The organism is Streptomyces sp. NPDC006743 (assembly GCF_040703815.1).
In the GTDB taxonomy this organism is placed as follows: Bacteria; Actinomycetota; Actinomycetes; order Streptomycetales; family Streptomycetaceae; genus Streptomyces.
Window position 1 is genome coordinate 1 of sequence record NZ_JBEYJA010000078.1, and the last position, 21,622, is coordinate 21,622.

Genomic DNA, 21,622 nt, shown 5'->3' on the forward strand with positions numbered 1-21,622 from the left:
GCAGGGGGGTGCCGATGACGGGGATGTCGACGGGGCCGGACAGGTCGTGGCAGGTGGCGTCGACCGTCGCCTCGGTGGGCCCGTAGAGGTTGAAGCAGCGGGTACGCCGCTGGCCGCGCAGCGCCTGCCACAGCGACGGCGAGACCGCCTCACCGCCCACCATGACCATGGACGGTGCCCATGAGCCCTCCAGGAGCCCACTGTCCAGCAGGAGTTCGAGCTGCGACGACGTCGTGTCGATGACGTCGATCCGGTGCTCCCGGACGAACCGGACCAGGGCCGGGGGATCGCGGCGCACGTCCTCGGACACGATGAACAGCTCGTGTCCGGCCAGCATCCAGCTCAGCTGCTCCATGGACGCGTCGAACGTGAAGGGCGCGGTCAGCGTCACGCGCTGCTTCCTGCCCTCGCGCGGCACGCCGCCGGCGCCCGCGGCATCCGGGTCGTGGCCGAGGAAGGTGGTCTGCAGGGTGCTGACGAGGTGGTTCACGGAGCGGTGCTGGACGGCGACACCCTTCGGCGCGCCCGTCGAGCCGGAGGTGTAGATGATGTAGGCGGCCTGGTCGGCGCGGACCTGCGGCGCGGGCACCGGGCCGTCGGCCAGGGGCTGCCGCGGGTCGACGTGGACGCGGCCGGGGCCGGCGGGCAGGCCGCGGGTGATGACGACGGAAACCCCGGCGTCGTCCAGGACGTAGGCGGTGCGGTCGGCGGGCCACTCCGGGTCCAGGGGCACGTAGACGCCGCCCGCCCGCATCACGGCCAGCAGGGCCACGATGCTGTCGGCGGAGCGCGGCAGACACACCGCGACCGGCGTCTCGGCGGTGACCCCGAGGCCGGCCAACGTCCGGGCCAGCGAGGCCACCTGAGCGTCCAGCTCGGCGAACGTGAGTCTCGTCTCCCCGTACGTCACAGCGGGCGCGTCCGGTGCCGCCCGCACCACGTCGGCGAACCGCTCCGGCACGCTGCCCGGCCCGCCGGGCACCTCCTCCGCCCGCCCGGACCGGCCGAGGAGCATGCGCCGTTCGGCCTCGCCGGACAACGGCAGCTCGCCGATCGGGTGGCCCGGGTCCGCGGCAGCGGCCCCGAGCAGCGTCAGATAGTGGTCGACCAGCACGTCCATACGGGGACGGTCGAACAGATCGGGGCAGTAGTTCAGGATCCCCCGGTACGATCCGTCGTCGGTCCGCTTGATGTCCAAGGACAGGTCGAACTGCGAGACGGACTCGCGGACCGGGTACCTCTCCACCTTTGCCCCGGGCAGTGCCGGCCGCGCCGCCGGCGTGCTCAGCAGCTGGAAGGTGACCTGGACGAGGGGGTTGTGACTGAGGTCGCGCTCGGGCGCGAGCGTCTCCACCAGGGCCTCGAAGGGCAAATCCTGATGGGCGAAGGCACCCAGCGCGGCCTCACGCACCTGCTCCAGGAGTTCCCGGAAGGACAGGCCGGGGGCACAGGTCACGCGCAGGGGGAGTGTGTTGACGAAGAAACCGATCAGGGGTTCCGTCTCGGCGCGCGTACGCCCCGCCGCCGGCACACCCACCACGATGTCCTCGTGCCTGGCATACCGCGCCAGCAGCACCTGGAAGGCGCCGAGCAGCGTCATGAACAGGGTGACGCCCTGCTCCCGGCCCAGCTCCTCCAGAGCGCCGACCAGTGCGTCGGGCAGTGCGAACTCGACCGTCTCGCCCCGCTCCGACTGGACGGCGGGACGCGGATGATCCGCCGGCAGCCGCAGCACCGAGGGCGCGCCGTCCAGAGCCCGCTTCCAGTACGCGAGCTGCTCCTCCTGGACCGCGCCGCTCATCCAGTCCCGCTGCCACACGGCGAAGTCGGCGTACTGGACGTCGAGTGGAGGAAGTCCGGCGGGAGTTCCCGTGACGCACTCGCGGTACAGCCGGCCGAGTTCTTCGACGAGCACCCCCACGGACCACGCGTCGGAGACGATGTGGTGCGTGGTGACCACCAGCAGATGCTCGTCGTCCGCCAGCCGGGCCACCGCCACGCGCAGCAGTGCGCCGTCCTTCGGCCGGAACGGGGTCTGCGCCTCCGCCGCCACCAGCCCGCGCGCCGACTCCTCCCGCTCGGCGGGCGACAGCGCCGTCAGATCGACCCGCGTCAGGGCAGCCGCACGCCGCGCGCCCGGGCCGTCCGCGGCATCGATGACCTGGTACGGCACACCGTCCCGCTCGACGAACGCGGTCCGCAGCGTCTCGTGCCGTCCGACCAGCATCCGCAGCGCCCGACGCAGCGCGTCCAGGTCGAGCCGTCCCCGTACGCGGAAGGCGTCGCACATCGTGTAGAAGGCGCTGTCGGGCATCAACCGGCTCAGGAACCACAGGCGTTGCTGCGCGAACGACAGCGGCAGCGGCCCACTCCGGTCCACCGGCCCGAACGCCGGCTCCCCGCGGCCGTCCTGGCCCCCGGCCTGTTCGGCCCGCACCAGGGCCGCCAGCTCCTCGACCGTCGGCGCGTCGAACAGGGCCCGCAGCGGCAGCTCGACACCGAGCACCTTCCGCAGGCGCGCCACCACCTGGACTGCCAGCAGCGACTTGCCGCCCAGGTCGAAGAAGCGGTCCCGCACGCCGACCCGGTCCACGCCGAGCACGGCGCACCAGACCTGCGCCACGACCTCCTCCACCGCATCGCGTGGCGCCTCATGGGGGAGGGGCCGGTGTGCGACCTCGTCCGTGTCCAGCACAAGACGATTGCCGGACAGGAGCGGCAGGATCAGGTGGAGAAACTCCGCCCCGGCCGGAACCCCGGCGCCCGGATCGTCGATATAGCGCGCCAAATCGGCGTAGGAGACCGCCGAATAACGGGTGCTTTCGTCAGCGGGCGCCGTATAAAGCATGTAGGCGCTTCCCGGAAGGGGCCCTGCGGTGCGGGGTGAGGGGACAACGGGAGGTGACTGCGGCTCGTCGTCCAGGAAACAGACGGTTGCGTCGCCGGTGAATTCCGGAGCTGCGGCACGGGTGGTGACGAGGACATCGGGGGCCGCGCCGGCGAGGATCTCGCGCAGCCGCCCGGTCGGGGTGCGAGGGTCGGCGGGAAGGCATACGGCACCCAGTTTCAGCACCGCACACAGCGTGGCGACGAGGTCGGGATCGCGCGGCAGGACCACCGCCACCAGCGTCGAGGGGCCGGCCCCGGCGGCCGCCAGGCGCGCGGTGACCGCCTCGGTCCGCCGGTTCAGCTCCCCGTAACCGGTCACGGTCCCCTGATACAGGACCGCGCTGCGCTCCGGTGCGATCGTGGAATGCCGTTCGAAGCCGGCTGCGGCTGCGCTTTGCCCCGCGAAATCGGTGCCTTCATTCGTCACGATGATCCCCCGCACCACCGGAAACCGGAAAATCCACAGTAAGAATTCAAGGTGTCTGAGGTAATTCCCGTCCATGATCCCTACGGGTGCAATGCGGAAGAAGGCGCTTTCCGGTCAATGTGCGGCCTTGGGATATGCTGATATGTCTTCCCGTTCTCCTGGGTCCGCCCATGGCCGAGCGGGCCGGTGAGGCCGGCGGAACGGCTGGATCTCGTCCCTGGCGGGACTGGTTCGTCCGGCAGGAGCGGACGCACGTCGTGGACCCGGCTGCTGCCCCGGCAGGAACACCCGCACGCCAGGACCGACTTCGAGCACGACGGCCGGTCACCGCGGTCAGGCCGGTGATCCTCGGCTACCGCGGTTACCCGTGGCCGATCCGCCGCCTGGCCTGCCGCCGCAGTGGCCACCGGCACCTGCCCGTGCGCGGTCTCCAGGAGATCGGCAGCACGGCCACGCCGTTCTGGTGGCCGGCGAGGACCTGGACCGCTGCCGCCTCGTCAGGGACGTCATCGGCCCAGTCCCCGGTCTCGCCGTGCGCGCCGCAGCCGTACGCCGGCGCATGGCGGACGTACGGCGTGTGCCACCCCGCCCGGATCCGCGAGCACGGCGTCGGCCTGCCGCGGGTCACGGAGTGGACTCGGGACACCCGGCCCGACCTGGCGGAGCGCCTCGCGGCGGGTCGGCGGTCATCGGCGCTGAGCACGCCGCGGAGCGAGCGGCATCATGTGCTGTCGCGGACGCACCGGATGAGACGGCTGCTACTTGCAGATGAGGATGCTGTCGCAGTAACCGATTCCCTTGGGGGCGGGGGTGGTGTGAGGGAGGTCTTTCCGGCTGTTCAGAATGTAGTACCCGTCGGCCGGCCCGTTGCCCGCACCGATGACGGTCATCGTCTGTTCGCCCATCTCCTCGTGCATGGGGGCGACGACGGAGTCGTACAGCGCGACGAAGAGGTTGTACAGCTGGAAGCTGTCGACGTGGACCACGCGGTAGCTCCGCGGGTCGGGCTGCGGTGGATTCTTCTCCTCGTCGGAGCCGGTCACCGTGGTCAACCGGTTGGGCCAGCTCTTCAGATCACCGGCGACCGTGCCCGCTTGACGGGCTTTGTCGATTTCTGCTCTCACCCCTTGGCGCACGGCGGACATGTGGATGTGCAACTGGTCGTGGGAGCGGGACCCGGCCGCGTTGATCCCCAGTCCGACGGTCCCCCATCGCGGTTTCTTGAACCAGTAGTCGGCTCGCTCCGCAGCTGTCTGCCAGTAGTTGTTCCTGGCGAGTGGGCCGGATATGAGAGCCGGGCACTCGATACCTCTGACGCGATCGGTGGGAACGAGGAGGTATCCCTTTTTCCCTTTGGACACCAGCCAGAAGGTACCGGCCGGTCTTTCTTGGCACTCCCAGGCCATTTTCCACAGAGAGTCCGGGTCGCCGGGGTCTCCGCACAGGATGTCGGAGGGTGCGGTGAGGGTGTTCTTCCCATGCTCGCCGGTCATGGCAGCACCTTTCAGGGTGATCGGCCGGGCAGCGGCGCGGGGCCGGCCGGGAGTGTCCCCGGACCGGTTCTGCCCATGGGGTCGAAGCGTCCGCTGCGGCCCGGTCGAAGGGACTTCGCGGTGGTCGGCGCTGCCGGGCCGCTGCGGCGCCGGTGCGGACGGCATCGTGCTGCCGCGGTGGGAGCCTGGCTCGCTCCCTCAAGGGCTTGACTCCGAGCCGTACCACCACCGTGTCACCAACCGCGAGGCGGCGCATCCGCTGTTGAATGAACGGCCGTCCGCGGGCCGGGGCGAGCGAGGATGCCGCCGATCCGCCTCGACTCGGGCCCGGGCCGCCGTCTGCCGTCCGCCGAGCGTGAGCGGACAGCCCCGCTGCGAGTGAGACGCTCGGTCGGCCTCACCGCCGGCCCGGCGGCGTCGCCCCGGCGGCTCATGCACCAGATGCCCGAACTGTCCGGGGACCTGGCCGTCGCCCAGCGGTCCGGCCCGGCGTCTCATGAACACGTCGCCCGCGCGGCGACCGGCCGGCCGGTCCACCCACCGCGGGACCGGCGCCGTGCCGCGGTCAGGGGGCCCGGCGGATCTGCCGGCGGCTACGAGCGGGGGTCCGGTCGGCGGCTCACCCGAGCGACCGGCGGCCCGGCTTTCGTTCAGCAGCCGGAGTCGGCGATGACGAAGTATCCGGGGCCCGTCTCCTTCAAGGTGTGGGTGACGGCCAGGGTGTACAGGCCCATGTTCTGGTCGGAGCCGTTGGCGTACGTGTAGCCGAGGCTCTGGTGGGCGCGGCCGGCCTTGACCTGGTTGTAGTTGTTGTCGGTGTGGCACGCGGGCGCTGGGCCCGAGCCGCTGGTCGTCGCGGTGACCGGCGCGGAGGCGGTGCCCACGGCCCCGGCGGAGTCGACGGCGGCGACGGTGTAGCTGTAGGACGTGCCCGCGGACAGCCCGGTGTCGGTGTAGGAGGTCGCGGTCGGCGAGCCGACCTTGGTGCCGTCGCGGTAGACGTTGTAGGAGGCGGCGCCGCTCACGGCGTTCCAGGACAGTGAGGCGGCGGTGTCGGTGGCCGAGGTGACCGAGACTCCGGAAGGAGCCGGCAGCGAGCCTTCGCCGCCCGAGCCGTCGGAGCTGTCCAGGCCCCAGAACTTCGCGGTGTGGTAGCTGGAGCAGATGGTGTCGAGGTAGTAGCTGCCGGTGCTGCCGCACTGGTCCGCGCCGGAACCGGGGTCGACGGCAAGGCCGTGGGCCATGCCGGAGACCGTGAAGAGGGCGACGGCGGGCTTGCCCGCGGCGTCGTTGTAGGTGGTCTCGGTGGTGTTGCCGGGCAGGCTCCGGGTGGCGGACGGTGTCTGGCCGATGCCCCGGACGTCGGTCCACTGGTCGCGCAGTTCGGTGCCGTTGACGGGGGCGACGGTGGTGTCGGAGGAGCCCTGCCAGATCGCGACGCGCGGCCACGGTCCGGTGTAGCCCGGGTAGGAGTTGCGGACCTTGTCGCCCCACTGTTTCGCGGTGAGGTTCTGGTTGCTGTACTGGCAGCCGGAGGCTGCGGTCTGGGTGGTGGCGCACTGCGCGGGGAGGCCGGAGTCGACGGCGCCGCCGGCGAACACGTCCGGGTAGTCGGCGAGCAGGTCGGCTGCCATGCCGCCGCCGGCGGAGAGACCGGTGACGAAGATCCGGCCGCGGTCGGAGCCGTACTGGGCCACGGCGGTGTCGACCATCTGCCTGACCGACGCCGCCTCGCCCTTGCCGCGGGTGTCCTTGGCCGCGTCGAACCAGCTGAAGCAGGACAAGCTGTTGTTGGCCGAGCTGGTCTGCGGGTAGACCACGGCGAAGCCCCACTGGTCGGCGAACTTCTGCCAGCCGGAGTGGGAGTGGTAGTCGCTCGCCGACTGGGTGCAGCCGTGCAGGGCGACGACCAGCGGCGCGTTGGCGGGCAGGCCGGCCGGGGCGTACTCGTACATCGCCAGGTTGCCCGGGTTCGAACCGAAGCTGGTCACCTGCTGGAGGGTGCCGGCGGCCGCGGCGGTGCCGGCGAGGGGCGTCATGAGGCTCATGCCGGCGGCGCTGCCGGCGAGTGCGGCGGCCACGGCGGTGCGCCGGAGAACCTCGCGCACGGTGGGGAAAGGCATGGGTCAGCTCCAATGAAGGGGAGGGATGGGGGCGGGCACGCCGACATGCCACGGCAGCGCACACGAACGACCGGGCTCGTCCCCTGCCTGTCGGGGCGCGACGCCGTGCCCCGGCAGGCTGACTTCCGGCTTGCTGACAGCGGACCGTACGACCGGCCCGCCGACCCGCGACATGGCAGCGGCGACCAGCGACACGGCGCCGGGAGTGGCGCGCACACACATGGCGTGCGCGAGCTGGTCGTGCCAGGCGGAAGACACCGCGGAGCAGAAACGGCCCGCGTGCCCCGGAACCGGGGACGGCACGCGTGCCCCGGGTCCCGGGGACGGCCCGCGTACCCCGCAGCGGCCGGACAGCCGTCGGCTCCGGCAGCGCAGACGTCCCTGAGTCGTGGCGCTGGTACCCACTTTGGGCCTCGCAAATATGTCTGCGTCCCACATGTCTCGACCCGGGGTTCCTCCTTACCGTGTTCCCCCATGGAAAGCACCAAGAGCTCCCTCGAGAGTTCGCCCCAGTGCGCCGAGCCCCTCGCCGGGACCGCCTCCGTCGCGGCCACCACCCGATTCCTCGCCGGCCGCAAGGCTTTGGTCACGGGCGCCGCCAGTGGAATCGGCCGGGCCTGCGCCGAGGGTTTCGCGTCGGCCGGCGCCGAGGTCTACGTCGTGGACCGGGCCGCGGAAGCCGCCAAGGAGGTCGCGGAGGCGATCGGCGGCACGGCTGTAGTGGCCGACCTCTCCGCCCCCGATGCCGTCGACGCACTGCCGGACGATGCCGACATCGTGGTCAACAACGCGGGCCTGCAGCATGTGGCTCCCCTCCAGGACTTCCCGCCGGAGCGCTTCACGCTGATACAGCGAGTGATGGTGGAGGCGCCGTTCCGCATCCTGCGACGCACCCTGCCGCACATGTACGCCCGCGGATGGGGACGGGTGGTCAACATCTCCTCGGTGCACGGCCTGCGGGCCAGCGCCTACAAGTCGGCCTACGTCACGGCGAAGCACGCCCTGGAGGGGCTGAGCAAGGTGGTCGCCCTCGAAGGCGCCCCGCACGGCGTGACCAGCAACTGCATCAACCCCGGCTATGTCCGCACCCCGCTGGTGGAGGCCCAGATCGCCGACCAGGCGGAGGCGCACGGCATTTCGGCGGCGGACGTGATGGAGAAGGTCTTCCTCGAGCGCACCGCGATCAAGCGGCTGATCGAACCGGCCGAGGTCGCCGAGGCGGCCCTGTGGCTGTGCACCGAGCGCAGCGGATACGTCACGGGCGTCTCCCTCCCCCTGGACGGTGGCTGGACGGCCCACTGACGGCCCCGGCCCGAGCCGCCTTCAAGCCGCCGGCCGTTCTTCCCGACCCCGGCGGGCGGATCACCAGGACAGCATCCGTCCGCCGGCCCCCGTGCCGCCCCCCTTTCCCGGTCCGCTCCACCCGCCCCGGCCGGGTCCGCTCATCCCACACTCCGAAACGGTGACACCATGACCAGCGCTCACAACGTCGTGAACGAAACAGGAACCCCGCGAACACCGGGCGGCCTGACCAGGATCGTCGTGGCCAGCCTCATCGGCACCACGATCGAGTGGTACGACTACTTCCTCTACGGGTCTGCCGCCGCGCTGGTCTTCGGGCGCGTGTTCTTCCCCGACTCCGATCCGCTCACCGGGACCCTGCTCTCCTTCCTCACCTACGCCATCGGCTTCGCCGCCCGGCCGCTCGGCGCCGTGGTGTTCGGGCACTTCGGCGATCGCGTCGGGCGCAAGAAGCTCCTGGTGATCAGCCTGCTGATGATGGGCGGCTCCACCGCGCTGATCGGCTGCGTGCCCGGCTACGACACCATAGGCGTCGCCGCTCCGCTGCTGCTGACGGCCCTGCGGCTGGTCCAGGGCTTCGCGCTCGGCGGCGAGTGGGGCGGCGCGGTGCTGCTGGTGTCCGAGCACGGCGACGCCCGGCGGCGCGGATTCTGGGCGTCCTGGCCACAGGGCGGCGCCCCCGCAGGCAACCTGGTCGCCGTCGGCGTCCTGTCCCTGATGACCGGTACGCTCAGCGACGACGCCTTCAACTCCTGGGGCTGGCGCGTGCCGTTCCTGCTCTCCGCGGTGCTGGTCATGATCGGGCTGTGGATCCGGCTGTCCGTCGACGAGTCGCCCCTGTTCAAGGAGGCACTGGCCAAGGCCGAGCAGCGCAAGGCCCGGCAGAGGAAGGACCAGCTGCCCTTCGTCGCCGTGCTGCGCCACCACTGGCGCGACGTCCTGGTCGCGATGGGCGCCCGGATGGCCGAGAACATCTCCTACTACGTGATCACCGCCTTCGTCCTCACCTACTGCGTCGAGCACCTCCACATCGGCAAGCAGACCGCCCTCAACGCGGTTCTCATCGGCTCCGCCGTGCAGTTCTGCCTGATCCCGCTGTTCGGCGCCCTCTCCGACAAGATCGGCCGCAAGCCGGTCTACCTGGTGGGCGCGGTCGGCGTCGGCGCATGGTCCTGGGCCTTCTTCGGCCTGCTGGACACCAGGGCCTTCCCCGCACTCGTCCTGGCCGTCACCGTCGGCCTCGTCTTCCACAGCGCCATGTACGCACCGCAGGCGGCCTTCTTCTCCGAACTGTTCGCCACCCGGATGCGCTACACCGGCGCCTCCATCGGCGCCCAGCTCTCGTCGGTGGCCGCCGGCGCGCCCGCCCCGCTCATCGCCACAGCGCTGCTCGGCTCCTACGGCAGCTCCGTCCCGATCTCGGTCTACGTCGCCCTGTCCGCCGTGATCACCGTCGTCGCCGTCGCCGTCGCCCGGGAGACCCGAGGCAGCGACCTGGCCGCCGTCGAACCGGACGCGGACACCGCACGAGCCGCCGCGGACCGGCAGACCTCCCCTGCCGGCTGACAGCCGAGTGCCGGGTGCCTGACCGTGGACCGCGTCCGCCCGGTCAGGCACCCGGCCACCCTTCCGCGTCACATCCCCGCCCACTCCCACCGACGGTCCGCCCATGCCAGACAAGACCCCGTCCACAGCCTCCCACCTGCGCCGGCTGTTCGAACTCCTCGCCGCCGACGCCCCGCCCGAGGACTTCGACGCCGTCGTCACCGCGGCGCGGCGCGGCGGCGCCGGTCCCCAGGACGTCACGGAGGTCGAGCAGGCCGCTGCCGCGGCACTGCGCGTGCGCGGCACACTGCGCCAGCACCGGCGGCGGGAGGCGGAGCTGACCGCCCTTTTCGACACCGCCGGGGACCTCGCGGCACTGCGCGACCTGGACGCCGTACTGCGCTCGATCGTCCGGCGCGCCCGGATGCTGCTCGGCACCGACACCGCCTACCTCACCCTCCCCGACGAGACGGCCGGGGACACCTACATGCGGGTCACCGACGGTTCGGTGTCCGAGCTGTTCCAGAACCTGCGGCTCCAGCTCGGCGAGGGCCTCGGCGGGCTGGTCGCGCAGACCGCGCGCCCCTACGCCTCGCCGGACTACCGCACCGACGAGCGCTTCCGCCACACCGGCAGCATCGACGCCGGTGTCCTGGACGAGGGACTGGTCGCCATCCTGGGCGTGCCGCTGCTGCTGGGGTCCGGCAGCGGCGGCAAGGTCATCGGCGCGCTCTTCGCCGCCGACCGCGCGCCCCGGACCTTCTCGCCCGACGAGGTCGCCCTGTTGTGCTCTCTCGCCGACCACGCCGCCATCGCCATCGACACCGCCAAGGCGATGGCCGACGCACGGGCCGCGCTGGCCGAACTGGCCGAGGCCAACGCCGTGATCCGCGAGCACTCCGCGGCCATGCAGCGGGCCGAGGAGTCCCACGACCGGCTCACCGACCTGGTGCTGCGCGGCGGTGACGTACCGGACGTGGCTGCCGCTGTCGCCGGTCTGCTGGAGGGGGAGGTCACCGTCCACGACAGCGCCGGATGGCCGCTCACCGCGACCGTCCGGGACGGCGGCCCGGGCGGCGGTGGCGCGGAAGCCGGGGGCCAGGGGAGCGACGCCCGCACGGCCGCCGCGCTGGTGGCCGCCGCCGAGGAGTCGCGCGCCACCGCCCACGCGGTGCTGCGCGACGGACGCTGGGTGTGTGCGGTGCTGGCAGGGCAGGAGTTGCTGGGCAGCCTGGTGCTGCACGGCCGGCCGGACCTGGAGGGCCCCGACAGGCGCCTGTTCGAGCGTAGCGGTGTCGTCACGGCACTGCTGCTCCTGCTGCGGCGCTCGGTCGCCGAGACCGAGAACCGGGTCCGCGGTGACCTGATGACCGATCTGCTCAACGCCCCCGACCGGGACCCCGTCGGCCTCGTGGATCGCGGCCGCCGTCTGGGCGTCGAACTGAACCGGCCGCATCTGCTGGTGGTCGCCGAGGCCGGTGCCGCGGTGCGGGAGCGGCTCGCGGGCGCCGCCCTGCAGTACGTGTTCGGCAGCGGCAGTGTCAGCACCGAACACGCCGGGGCGGTGGTGATGCTGCTTCCCCATGACGGCGACGGGCCGGGTGAGGCCGCCCGCGCTGCCGCCGGGCAGCTCACCCAACTGACCGGCGCACCGGTCACGGTGGCCGGCGCCGGACCCGCCGCCGGACCGAGGGCCATCGCGGACGCCTACGCCGAGGCGGCGCGCTGTCTGCGCGCCCTGCGGGTCCTCGCCCGTGACGGCACCGGCGCGTGCGCGGCCGAACTCGGCTTCCTCGGCGTGCTGCTGGGCAAGGACCACGATGTGGAGGGGTTCGTCCACGCCACTCTCGGGCCGCTGTTGGAGTACGACGCCCAGCGCGGCACCCAGCTGGTCCGCACCCTGCACGCCTACTTCGGCTGCGGCGCAAGCCTGACCCGGGCCAAGGAAGAGCTGCACGTGCACGTCAACACGGTCGTGCAGCGACTGGACCGCATCCAGGCGCTGCTGGGACCCGGCTGGAACAGCCCCGAGCAAGCCCTGGAACTGCAACTCGCCCTCCGGCTGCACCTGCTGTGGAGCGACTGACACCCCGGACACGCCTCATGGCGGGGGCCTGTCAGGAAGCTCGCCGCGGAGCGGACCCGTCGGACCGTGCTCCGCCGGACAGGGCCGCGCACCGTCGAACGGACGGGACGCCTACGCGCTCACCGGCTGGTCCTCGGCCGAACGGTCCTGGACCAGCAGCGGGGCGGCAGTGGCGGCCGCGACCTCCTCCTCCGTGACGCCGGGAGCGGTCTCGACCAGCCGCAGTCCCCCGGGAACCACGTCGATGACGGCCAGGTCGGTGATGATCCGGTGGACGACCCGGCGTCCCGTGGCGGGCAGGGTCAGCTCCTGGACGATCTTGGGCGTCCCGTCCTTGGCGGTGTGCTCCATGACCACGATCAGCCGGCGCGCGCCGTGGACCAGGTCCATCGCCCCGCCCATCCCCTTGACCATCTTCCCGGGGATCATCCAGTTGGCCAGGTCGCCCCCGGCCGACACCTGCATGCCACCGAGCACCGACACGTCGATCCGGCCGGCCCTGATCATGCCGAACGAGAAGGCCGAGTCGAAGTACGACGTCCCGGCGACGGTGGTCACCGTCTCCTTCCCGGCGTTCACCAGGTCGGGGTGTTCCTCGCCGGCGTACGGGTAGGGGCCGACCCCCAGGATGCCGTTCTCCGAGTGCAGCACGACGTGCACACCCTCGGGCAGGTGACCGGGGATGAGCGTGGGCAGGCCGATGCCCAGGTTGACGTACTGGCCGTCGCGCAGTTCCCGTGCGGCACGGGCGGCGAGCTGGTCCCGGTCGAGCGGCATCGTCAGTTCTCCTCGGTGGCGGTGGCGGTGGCGGTGGCGGTGGCGGTGGCGGTGGCCGTGGCGGTGCGCGTGACGGTCGTACCGCTGTGAGCGGCGCCGCCCGCGGAGGCGGCCCGAGAGGGACGTACGGTACGGCGCTCGATGCGCTTGTCCAGCGACGGGTCGGCGGCGACCACCCGGTCCACGTAGACCCCCGGCAGATGAACCGCGTCCGGCGGCAACTCGCCCGCCTCGACGATGCGTTCGGCCTCGACCACGGTGAACCGCCCCGCCATCGCGCACAGCGGGTTGAAGTTGCGTGCCGCCGCGTGGAAGACGCAGTTGCCGTGCCGGTCGGCGACCTCGGCCCGTATCAGCCCGAAGTCGGCCGTGATGGCCTCCTCCAGCACATGGCGGCGGCCGCCGAACTCCCGTACCTCCTTGGGCGGCGAGGCCACCGCGACGCTGCCGTCGGGGGCGTAGCGCCAGGGCAGGCCGCCGGACTCCACCTGCGTTCCCACGCCGGCCGGTGTGTAGAACGCCGGGATGCCCGCACCGCCGGCCCGCAGCCGCTCGGCCAGTGTGCCCTGCGGCGTCAGTTCCACCTCCAGCTCACCGGCGAGGTACTGGCGGGCGAACTCCTTGTTCTCGCCGACGTAGGAGGAGGTCATCCGCGCGATCCGGCCCGCCCTCAGCAGCAGGCCCAGCCCCCAGTCGTCCACGCCGCAGTTGTTCGAGACCACCCGCAGACCGGACGTGCCGGCCTCGACGAGCGCGCCGATCAGCGTCGAGGGGATGCCGCACAGGCCGAAACCGCCCACAGCGAGCACCGCGCCGTCGGCGACGTCCGCCACCGCCTGTGCGGCCGAGTCCACCACCTTGTCCATGCTGTTCCCTTCCCCGTCGGGGATCCGTTCTGTTCGTCGACAGGTCACCGCCCGGCTGGCGGGGGAGACCGGTGGCCCTCACCTTGACGGCAGTTGGCGCCCCCGGCCATGTGTGCCATCACCATGACTGCGCTTCCATCAACGGTGGTCGACACCATGCCGTCCGCCGCACAGCGCTCCTATCGTTCCGGCCAACCATCCACCGCGATCGCATCGCCGCGGACTGCGGAACGCCGCTCCTCGCCAGAAGAGGGCGCCCGGACCGCCGCGTGCGGGCGACACATCCCAGGAGCCGGCCATCATGCGTTCTCACACTCGGGGCACCCTCACCAGCAGATCGGTGCCGATCCTCGCTCTGCTCGCGGCGGGCGCCCTGGTCACCGGCTGCTCCTCGGCCGGCACCGCCGGCACCGCCTCCGCCGGCGACAAGGCGTCCGACCCGGTCGAGGTCGGCCTGGTCTACTCCCGCAGCGGACTGCTGGCCACCTACGGCAAGCAGTACGAACAGGGCTTCAGAGCGGGCCTCGCCTACGCCACACACGGCACCGGCAAGGCCGGCGGTCACCCGGTCGTGGTCACCGAGCAGGACGACGCGGGCGACCCGGCGAAGGCGGTCGCCGCGGCCAAGACACTCGTCGGCAAGGGCTACAAGATCATCGCCGGGACCACCGACTCCGGAGTGGCCCTGCAGATGGCGCCGCTGGCCGAGCAGAACAAGGTGCTGTACGTCAGCGGCCCCGCCGCCACCGACGCGCTCACCGGCGTCAACACGTACACCTTCCGCTCCGGCCGCCAGTCCTACCAGGACACCCTGACCGCCGGCTCGCTGCTCGGCGACCCGAAGGGCAAGAAGGTCACCGTGCTGGCCCAGAACTCGGCGTTCGGGCAGGCCAACGTGGCCGCGGTGAAGGCCGTGCTCGGCGCGAAGGGCGCGCGGGTCGACTCCGTGCTGGCTCCGCCGAGCGCCACCGACCTCACCCCGTTCGCCCGCCAGACCGAGGCGGGCAAGCCCGACCTGGTGTTCGTCGCCTGGGCGGGCGCCACCGCACCCGCGCTGTGGACCGCGCTGAACCAGCAGGGCGTGCTCGACACCGGAAAGGCCGTCACCGGGCTCGCCGGCACCGCCTCGTACCCGGTCTTCGGAGCGGCCGGCGCCAAGATCTCCTTCCTCGCCCACTACTTCCCGGGCGCCGGCGGCGGCAACCCGGTGGAGAAGGCGATGCTCGACGGCATCACCAAGGCCGGCGGCACCCCCGACCTGTTCAGCCCCGACGGCTTCACCGCCGCCCAGATGGTCGTCCACGCCATCGAATCCGGCAGCGCCACCGACACCTCCGCCATGGTCAAGACACTGGAGGGCTGGAGCTTCGACGGACCCAAGGGCAAGGAGCAGATCCGCGCCGAGGACCACGCCCTGCTCCAGCCCATGTTCACCGCGAAGCTGAAGGGCACGGGCACCAGCGCGCAACCGCAGCTGGTCGACAGCGTGGAGATGGCGGCGGTCGCACCTCCCGTGAAGAAGGCGGCGGGCTGAACCGATGACCAACCCGAACACGGCGCCGCCGCGCGCCGACGGGCCCCCGGCCGCCGGTGAGGCCACCGTCTCACCGGCGCCCGCACCCGTCCTCGCACTGCGAGACGTCGGCTGGAGCGTCGGCGGCGCCACCATCGTCGAGTCCGTCACCTTCGACGTCCACGAAGGCGAGTTCCTGGCATTCATCGGCCCCAACGGCGCCGGGAAGTCCTCCCTGTTCAACCTGATCAGCGGCATCAACCCCGCCACTCGCGGCACGATCGAGCTGGACGCCACCGACATCACCACGGAGGCCGCCTACGCCCGCGCCCGACGCGGCCTCGGACGCACCTTCCAGACCTCCAGCCTGTGGCCGGGCATGACGGTCGCCGACCACGTGCGACTGGCCGCCCAGGCAGCCGGAGGCGGCTCGTACCGCGTCTGGCGGCGCGCCGACACCTACGCCGGACCGGTCACCCGCGTGCTGGCACGCACCGGACTGGCCCACCGCGCCGACACCCCCGCCGACTCCCTCTCGCACGGCGAGAAACGCAAACTGGAGCTCGCGGTCCTGCTCGTCGGCGAACCCCGGCTGATGCTGCTGGACGAACCCATGGCGGGCGTGAGCGCCGAGGAGGTGCCCGCCCTGACCGAGCTGATCCGCTCCCTGCACCGCGAAGAGGGCCGCACCGTCCTCATGGTCGAGCACCACATGGACGTCCTGCTGGGCCTGGCCGACCGGCTCGCCGTGATGCACCACGGCACGCTGCTGGCCCTGGACACGCCCGAGGCCGTGATGGCCGACCCCACCGTCCAGCAGGCCTACCTCGGGGAGGCGATGTGACCACCCCCGCAGCACCCCGCGCGAGCGCCCCGGCGACACCGCTGCTCACCGTGCGCGGCCTGCGCGTCGTCATCGGCGGCCGGCACATCCTGCACGGCGTCGACCTCGACGTGGCGGCCCGCGGAACCACCGCACTGCTCGGCCGCAACGGAGCCGGCAAGACCACCACCGTGCGCGGCATCCTCGGTCTCGTCCCGCGCACCGGCAGCGTCGTGCTCGCCGGGCAGGAGACGGTGCGCCTCGCCACCCACGCCCTGGTCCGCCGCGGTGTGGGCTACGCGCCCGAGGACCGGGGCGTCTTCGCCGCTCTCACCGTGGCCGAGAACCTGCGCCTGGCCGAGCGCCCGGGATCCGGCGAACCCGCCTACGGCCTGGTGCACGAACTCTTCCCCGAGCTCAAGCAGCGCGCCCGGCAGGCCGCCGGCACCCTGTCCGGCGGCCAGCAGCAGATGGTCGCCATCGCCCGCACCCTCCTCAACGGCAACCGGCTGATCATCGCCGACGAACCCACCAAGGGCCTGGCGCCCAAGGTCGTCACCGAGGTCGCCCAGGTGCTGGAACGTGCCGCCGAGGCCGTGCCCGTACTGCTCGTGGAGCAGAACCTCGCCCTGGTGCGCCGCCTCGCCCGGCACTGTGCGGTACTGGCGGACGGCCGCACCGTGCACCACGGTCCCGCTGCCGGTCTCCTCGCCGACCCCGAGGCGACCCGCAGCCTCCTGGGCGTCGGACACGGCGCAGCAGGCGGCCAGGGGGCCGAGGTCCATGCCGAGGCCCGCACTTCACGCCCCGCCGCACCAGCACACACCGCGGCACACCCCGCCGCCCGGACCACAGAGGCGGACGCCTGATGTCCACCATCGTCCTGCTCACCCTGACCGGGCTCGGCCTGGGCGCGCTGTACTTCCTGGTCGCCTCGGGCCTCTCCCTCATCTTCGGCCTGATGGACGTGCTCAACTTCGCCCACGGCGCCCTCATGTCCATCGGCGCGTACGGCACCTGGTGGGCCGCCTCCGGGCACCTGCCGGGTGCCGGACGCGCAGGCGCCGGCTTCGCCGTCGCGGTGGTCTTCGGCACCGCCGTCGGCACGCTGGCCGCGGTCCTGCTCGAACTCGCCGTCATACGCCCGCTGTACACGCGCCCCCGGGAGCAGATCCTCGCAACGGTCGGCATCGGACTGGCCGTACCGGCCCTGCTGTCCGCGGTCTGGGGCGCCGACGCCCGCCCCTTCCCCGGGCCCGAGGCGCTGTCCGGCACCTTCTCACTGCTGGGAGCCGACGTACCGCTGAACCGCCTGGTGCTGATCGCCGCCGCCCTCGCGGTCCTCGCCGCGCTCAAGCTGTTCCTCGGCCGCACCCGGCACGGCCTCGTGGTCCGCGCGGGCGTCGAGGACCGGGCCATGGTCACCGCGCTCGGCATCGACGTACGCAAGGCCTTCACCCTGGTCTTCGCCATCGGCGGCGCGGCGGCGGCCCTCGGCGGAGCGATCGGCGGCCTCTACTTCGGCTCCGTCGACCCCGGCCAGGGCACCTCCCTGCTGATCTTCGCCTTCGTGGTCGTCGTCATGGGCGGCATGGGCTCGCTCACCGGCGCCGCGCTCGCCTCGTTCACCGTGGGCCTCGTCCAGCAGTTCGCCAACTACTACACCAGCGCCGGACTCGGCGACCTCGCCGTCGTCGTCCTGCTCGCCGCCCTGCTGCTCGTCCGGCCGCGTGGGCTCACCGGGAGACTCGCATGACCACCGCCACACAGCCGCGCGGCGAGGCCCGCACGGCGGACCACCCCCGCGCAGGCCGCACCGAACGGCTGCGCCGGGCCACCCGCTGGTGGCCGGCCCTGCCGCTGGTGCTCCTGCTCATCGCCCCCTACAGCGCTCTGCCGCTCCCCGGCCTGCTGGACGGTCCCATCGGCAGCCCCGGCAACCTCCAGCTCCTCGCGCTGTGCCTGCTCTTCGGGGGCCTGGCCACCGGCTACGACCTCCTGCTGGGCCGCACCGGCCTGCTCTCCTTCGGCCACGCCCTCTACTTCGCCGCCGGCACCTACGTCACCAACACCGTGATGCTGGAGGCGGGCCTGCCGTTCGCCCTCTCCGCACCGCTCGGCCTGCTCGCCGGGGCGGCGCTCTCCGTCCTGCTGGGCGCGGTCAGCCTGCGGGTCAGCGGCATCGGCTTCTCCATGGTGACCCTTGCCTTCGCGCAGGCCGGCTCGATCCTGGTCCAGCGTGACCCCGGCGGCGTCACCGGCGGAGAGGAGGGCAGGGCCGCCCCCGCCGACAAGATGCCCGCCGCCCTCGTCGGCATCGACCACACCCCTGAGCTGTACTGGATCGCGCTGGCCTACCTGGTAGTGGTGCTGCTCGTCGTCGGCCGGGCGGTCCGCTCACCCACCGGGCGGGTCTGGGAGGGCATCAAGGAGAACGAGCGCCGCGTCGAAGTGCTCGGCCTGCGCCCCTACGGCTTCAAACTGACCGCCTTCGTCCTCGCGGGCGCGCTGGCCGCGCTCGGCGGCATCGTCCACCTGCTGCTGACCGGCGGCGCCACCCCGCAGACCACCACTTCCGACTTCACCCTGTCCCTGCTGGTGATGGTGGTACTGGGCGGCTCCGGCACCCGCTGGGGCCCCATGGCCGGCGGCATCCTGTACACCTGGGCCGACCACCGGCTCGGAGACCTGGCCAACTCCGGGGCCGTCGCCGACCTGCCCGCCGTGCTGCGGGTACCGCTCTCCCAGCCCCTGTTCCTGCTCGGCGCCCTGTTCGTCGCGGTGATATACCTGCTGCCCGGCGGCATGGCCCGGCTGCCGGCGCGGCTGCGCGCCGCACGCACCACCACAGCTCACAAGGAGGCGACCACGCCGTGAACCGAGCCAGGAGCGACGAGCACGAGGTGACGGAACACCGGGCCGCCGGCACACCTTCCTCCGGGGAGACGGCCGGTGCTGCCTCAGCCGGGGAACCGGGCGGCGCCTCATCGCCGCCGGAGGAGCTGCGGGTGCCGGTGCCCGGCGGTGACCTGGCCGTCCTGCGCTGGCCTGCGGCCGACCCGGACGCGCCGGTGGTGCTGGCGCTGCACGGCATCACCGCCAACGGCCTGACCTGGGCCCGGATCGCCCACCACCTGGCGGGCCGTGCCACCCTCCTCGCGCCCGACCTGCGCGGCCGCGGCGCGAGCGGCACGCTGCCCGGCCCGTACGGCATCGCGGCGCACGCCGACGACATGGCCGCCGTGGCGGACACCCTCGGCCTGGGACGGGTGGTGCTGGCCGGCCACTCCATGGGGGCCTTCGCCGCGGCGCTCACCGCGGTGCGCCACCCGGACCTGCTCTCCGCACTGCTGCTGGTCGACGGCGGCGTGGGCTTCCCCGTCCCGGAGGGCCTGGCCCCCGACGAACTGATCGCCTCCGTGATCGGCCCGGCCATGCGGCGGCTGTCGATGACCTTCCCGGACCGGCGGGCCTACCGCGAGTTCTGGCAGGAGCACCCGGCTTTCCGCGCCGCGTGGTCGCCGTGGGTGGACGCGTACATCCAGCGCGACCTGGTGGGGGAGGAGCCCGCACTGCGGTCCTCCTGCCGGATCGAGGCGGTCCGCACCGACGGTGTCGACCAGCTCGGCGGGGCGGTGTCCGGCGCCGTCCACCGGCTGCCCCGCCCGGCCGTGCTGCTGTGGGCCGAACGCGGTCTGATGGACGAACCGCAGGGCCTGTACGACGAGCGGCGGCTCGCCGCCGCGGGCCTGGATCCGGCGCGGGTGCGCACGCGGCTCGTCCCCGGCACCAACCATTACACGATCCTCGTGGGCGATGAGGGCGCACGTGTCGTGGCGCGCCACATGTTGGCCGAAGCGGGCCTGGGGGACACGGACGCCGGAGGCTGAAACGGCGCCGCAGGCGAGAGGAGCGGGGCTTTGGTGCGGTAGCCGGTGCCGGCGACGCTCCGGTCGCGAGGGCAGGAGTCACCTGCCGCACCGAGGGTTCGGCGCAGGTCTCGGCCATCGCGAACCTTGCCGCGGCCGACCGGTCACTGACGGTGGCGGACGGCGCACGCGACCCACCGGTCACCGAATCCGTGGTGGCCCCCTGGTGACTACGCGGCGTGGTGCTCGCTGCGCCGGGCAGGACGGCGAGTGCCCTGTCGGGTTCCGCATCGGGGGCCGGTCGCGGCCGGCCCGTCCGCGAGCCCAGCTCCCGGCCGCCCGTGATCCGGTGCCTGCGCAGGCGACAGAGCCGGGCCTGCACTGAAGACGTGCCCTTCACCACAAATTGGATGCTTCGGGATAGATGAGTGCCTATAGGTGGTTTCATAGCTGGTTGCTCCCTGCGGGCGAATCTGCTCCAGGGAACCAGGACCAGTGGCATGGGAGAAGCGTTTGATCACGGCAGGTAAACGACGCACCGGACTGGTGGCCGCGGCCGGAGCACTGGGCGGCGTGGTCGCCCTCACCGCCCTCGGCGGCACCAGCAGCGCCGCCACCGGCGCGAACGGCACCGGGAACCCCCAGGCTTCGCAGGCGCCGACGGCCCCCGCACCCGCCCAGGAGCCCTCCGACGCCCGCATATCGATCACCCCCGGGTCAGGCCTCCACGGCGTCGGAATCGACACCCCCGTCAAGGTCACCGTCGGCGACGGAACGCTCACCAAGGTGACCATGACCGCGGTCGCGGCCGGTACCGAGGTCCCGGGCACGCTGTCCGCGGACGGCACGTCCTGGAAGGCGACCGGGCCGCTGCACCGGGCCACCAGGTACCAGGTCGCCGCGGAGGCCAAGGACGCCAAGGGCCGCGCCGTCACCGAGAACGCGACGATCACCACGGTCTCCCCGGCCGACGACTTCGTCGGGCACCTCACTCCCGAGAACGGCTCGACCGTCGGCGTCGGCATGCCGGTGAGCTTCACCTTCGACAAGGCGATCCGGGACAAGGCCGCCGTGCAGTCGGAGATCCAGGTCAGCTCCAGCAGCGGCCAGCAGGTCGTCGGTCACTGGTTCGACGGCCACCGCCTGGACTTCCGCCCGAAGAGCTACTGGAAGCCCGGCTCCACCGTCACCGTGCGGATGAACGTCCACGGTGTGCGCAAGACGGTCACGCTGAAGATCGGCCGGAGCCAGATCAGCACGGTCGACGCCAAGACCAAGCGCATGACCGTCGTACGGGACGGCAAGACGATCAGGACCATCCCGATCTCGTCCGGCAGCCCCGAGCACCCGACGTACAACGGTCGGATGGTCATCTCCGAGAAGTACCCGCAGATCCACATGAACGCCTCGACCGTCGGCCTCACGAGCAAGGACGGCAAGCCGGCGTACGACATCCAGGCCGTGCCGCACGCCATGCGCCTGACCGACTCGGGCACGTTCCTCCACGGCAACTACTGGAGTGCCGACTCGGTCTTCGGCAAGGCCAACACCAGCCATGGCTGCGTGGGCCTGAAGGACATCAGGGGTGGCGGGGACGACACGCTGCCGGCCGCCTGGTTCTTCGACAACTCGATGATCGGCGACGTCGTGATCGTCAAGAACTCCGGCGACACGGCCACGCCGGCCCCGGACAACGGCTTCAGCGACTGGAACATGTCGTGGAACGACTGGGTCGCCGGCAGCGCGACCCAGTGACACGCACGTCGCCGCGCGTGTCCGGCCGGGCATCCCTCCCGTCGGGGGGGGGGGGGGGCCCCCCCCCGGGCCGCCGCCGCCACCGCCCGGCGCCCGGGACGCCCACGGCACGCCCAGCCACGCCGCCGCGCGCCCACACCAGGCACTCGGCCGC

General features: G+C 72.3%; 15 protein-coding genes and 1 pseudogene. 11 read left to right on the top strand and 5 right to left on the bottom strand.

Annotated elements, in window-relative coordinates; all coding sequences use genetic code 11:
* The coding region (locus ABZ719_RS34705) for a condensation domain-containing protein (RefSeq protein WP_366729148.1) at positions 1–3,208 on the bottom strand (3,208 nt) is incomplete at its 3' end.
* A 372-nt stretch (positions 3,209–3,580) separates the two neighbouring features.
* Between ABZ719_RS34705 and ABZ719_RS34710 the strand changes: the two are divergent.
* Positions 3,581–3,954, top strand: a pseudogene (locus tag ABZ719_RS34710) (phosphoketolase); the annotation flags it as partial.
* 120 nt (positions 3,955–4,074) lie between these two features.
* Here the strand turns inward: ABZ719_RS34710 and ABZ719_RS34715 are convergent.
* Positions 4,075–4,677 (bottom strand): CDP-diacylglycerol diphosphatase, encoded by a 603-nt coding sequence (locus ABZ719_RS34715; RefSeq protein ID WP_366729149.1) that lies wholly within the window; start codon positions 4,675–4,677, stop codon positions 4,075–4,077.
* Positions 4,678–5,459: 782 nt separating this feature from the next.
* Entirely contained in the window at positions 5,460–6,932 is a 1,473-nt protein-coding gene (locus ABZ719_RS34720) for a PHB depolymerase family esterase (RefSeq protein WP_366729150.1), read from the bottom strand.
* 474 nt (positions 6,933–7,406) lie between these two features.
* On the opposite strand from ABZ719_RS34720, the gene ABZ719_RS34725 reads away from it, so the two are divergent.
* The 3 genes from ABZ719_RS34725 to ABZ719_RS34735 all read left to right on the top strand — a co-directional run bounded on the left by ABZ719_RS34725 (position 7,407) and on the right by ABZ719_RS34735 (position 11,865).
* Positions 7,407–8,234, top strand: a complete 828-nt coding sequence (locus ABZ719_RS34725) for a 3-hydroxybutyrate dehydrogenase (protein WP_366729151.1) — start codon at positions 7,407–7,409, stop codon at positions 8,232–8,234.
* Between the two features lie 168 nt (positions 8,235–8,402).
* Positions 8,403–9,800, top strand: a complete 1,398-nt coding sequence (locus ABZ719_RS34730; RefSeq protein WP_366729152.1) for an MFS transporter — start codon at positions 8,403–8,405, stop codon at positions 9,798–9,800.
* A gap of 103 nt (positions 9,801–9,903) precedes the next feature.
* Positions 9,904–11,865 (top strand): GAF domain-containing protein, encoded by a 1,962-nt coding sequence (locus tag ABZ719_RS34735; RefSeq protein ID WP_366729153.1) that lies wholly within the window; start codon positions 9,904–9,906, stop codon positions 11,863–11,865.
* 111 nt (positions 11,866–11,976) lie between these two features.
* On the opposite strand, the gene ABZ719_RS34740 is transcribed toward ABZ719_RS34735, so the two are convergent.
* The gene (locus ABZ719_RS34740; protein ID WP_366729154.1) at positions 11,977–12,642 is read right to left on the bottom strand and encodes a 3-oxoacid CoA-transferase subunit B; all 666 of its coding nucleotides are present in this window, start codon (positions 12,640–12,642) and stop codon (positions 11,977–11,979) included.
* A gap of 2 nt (positions 12,643–12,644) precedes the next feature.
* Positions 12,645–13,508: a CoA transferase subunit A gene (locus tag ABZ719_RS34745; protein WP_366729155.1), complete on the bottom strand. Its 864-nt coding sequence runs from the start codon at positions 13,506–13,508 to the stop codon at positions 12,645–12,647.
* 301 nt (positions 13,509–13,809) lie between these two features.
* Here ABZ719_RS34745 and ABZ719_RS34750 point away from each other — a divergent pair, with 301 nt between their 5' ends.
* The 7 genes from ABZ719_RS34750 (at position 13,810) to ABZ719_RS34780 (ending at position 21,468) form a co-directional block, all read left to right on the top strand.
* Positions 13,810–15,042 carry a substrate-binding domain-containing protein gene (locus ABZ719_RS34750; protein WP_366729156.1) on the top strand — a complete coding sequence of 411 codons (1,233 nt, stop codon included), beginning with the start codon at positions 13,810–13,812 and terminating at the stop codon, positions 15,040–15,042.
* 4 nt (positions 15,043–15,046) lie between these two features.
* Complete coding sequence (locus tag ABZ719_RS34755) at positions 15,047–15,865, top strand: ABC transporter ATP-binding protein (RefSeq protein ID WP_366729157.1); 819 nt, start codon at positions 15,047–15,049, stop codon at positions 15,863–15,865.
* Between the two features lie 50 nt (positions 15,866–15,915).
* A complete protein-coding gene (locus ABZ719_RS34760; RefSeq protein ID WP_366729161.1) occupies positions 15,916–16,713 on the top strand; it encodes an ABC transporter ATP-binding protein in 798 nt (265 codons plus the stop codon).
* Complete coding sequence (locus ABZ719_RS34765; RefSeq protein WP_366729158.1) at positions 16,713–17,600, top strand: branched-chain amino acid ABC transporter permease; 888 nt, start codon at positions 16,713–16,715, stop codon at positions 17,598–17,600. Before ABZ719_RS34760 ends, ABZ719_RS34765 begins: the two co-directional genes overlap by 1 nt.
* Positions 17,597–18,721 (top strand): branched-chain amino acid ABC transporter permease, encoded by a 1,125-nt coding sequence (locus ABZ719_RS34770; protein WP_366729159.1) that lies wholly within the window; start codon positions 17,597–17,599, stop codon positions 18,719–18,721. The genes ABZ719_RS34765 and ABZ719_RS34770 overlap by 4 nt, the downstream gene beginning before the upstream one ends.
* Before the next feature lie 125 nt (positions 18,722–18,846).
* Positions 18,847–19,734 (top strand): alpha/beta fold hydrolase, encoded by an 888-nt coding sequence (locus ABZ719_RS34775; protein WP_366729162.1) that lies wholly within the window; start codon positions 18,847–18,849, stop codon positions 19,732–19,734.
* A gap of 492 nt (positions 19,735–20,226) precedes the next feature.
* Positions 20,227–21,468 carry an Ig-like domain-containing protein gene (locus ABZ719_RS34780; RefSeq protein WP_366729160.1) on the top strand — a complete coding sequence of 414 codons (1,242 nt, stop codon included), beginning with the start codon at positions 20,227–20,229 and terminating at the stop codon, positions 21,466–21,468.
* Positions 21,469–21,622: the final 154 nt, after the last annotated feature.

Coding starts and splice junctions, on each gene's coding strand:
- ABZ719_RS34720 (WP_366729150.1), bottom strand. CDS start 6,932: ATGCCTTTCCCCACCGTGCGCGAGGTTCTCCGGCGCACCGCCGTGGCC.
- ABZ719_RS34725 (WP_366729151.1), top strand. CDS start 7,407: ATGGAAAGCACCAAGAGCTCCCTCGAGAGTTCGCCCCAGTGCGCCGAG.
- ABZ719_RS34730 (WP_366729152.1), top strand. CDS start 8,403: ATGACCAGCGCTCACAACGTCGTGAACGAAACAGGAACCCCGCGAACA.
- ABZ719_RS34735 (WP_366729153.1), top strand. CDS start 9,904: ATGCCAGACAAGACCCCGTCCACAGCCTCCCACCTGCGCCGGCTGTTC.
- ABZ719_RS34740 (WP_366729154.1), bottom strand. CDS start 12,642: ATGCCGCTCGACCGGGACCAGCTCGCCGCCCGTGCCGCACGGGAACTG.
- ABZ719_RS34745 (WP_366729155.1), bottom strand. CDS start 13,508: ATGGACAAGGTGGTGGACTCGGCCGCACAGGCGGTGGCGGACGTCGCC.
- ABZ719_RS34750 (WP_366729156.1), top strand. CDS start 13,810: ATGCGTTCTCACACTCGGGGCACCCTCACCAGCAGATCGGTGCCGATC.
- ABZ719_RS34755 (WP_366729157.1), top strand. CDS start 15,047: ATGACCAACCCGAACACGGCGCCGCCGCGCGCCGACGGGCCCCCGGCC.
- ABZ719_RS34765 (WP_366729158.1), top strand. CDS start 16,713: ATGTCCACCATCGTCCTGCTCACCCTGACCGGGCTCGGCCTGGGCGCG.
- ABZ719_RS34770 (WP_366729159.1), top strand. CDS start 17,597: ATGACCACCGCCACACAGCCGCGCGGCGAGGCCCGCACGGCGGACCAC.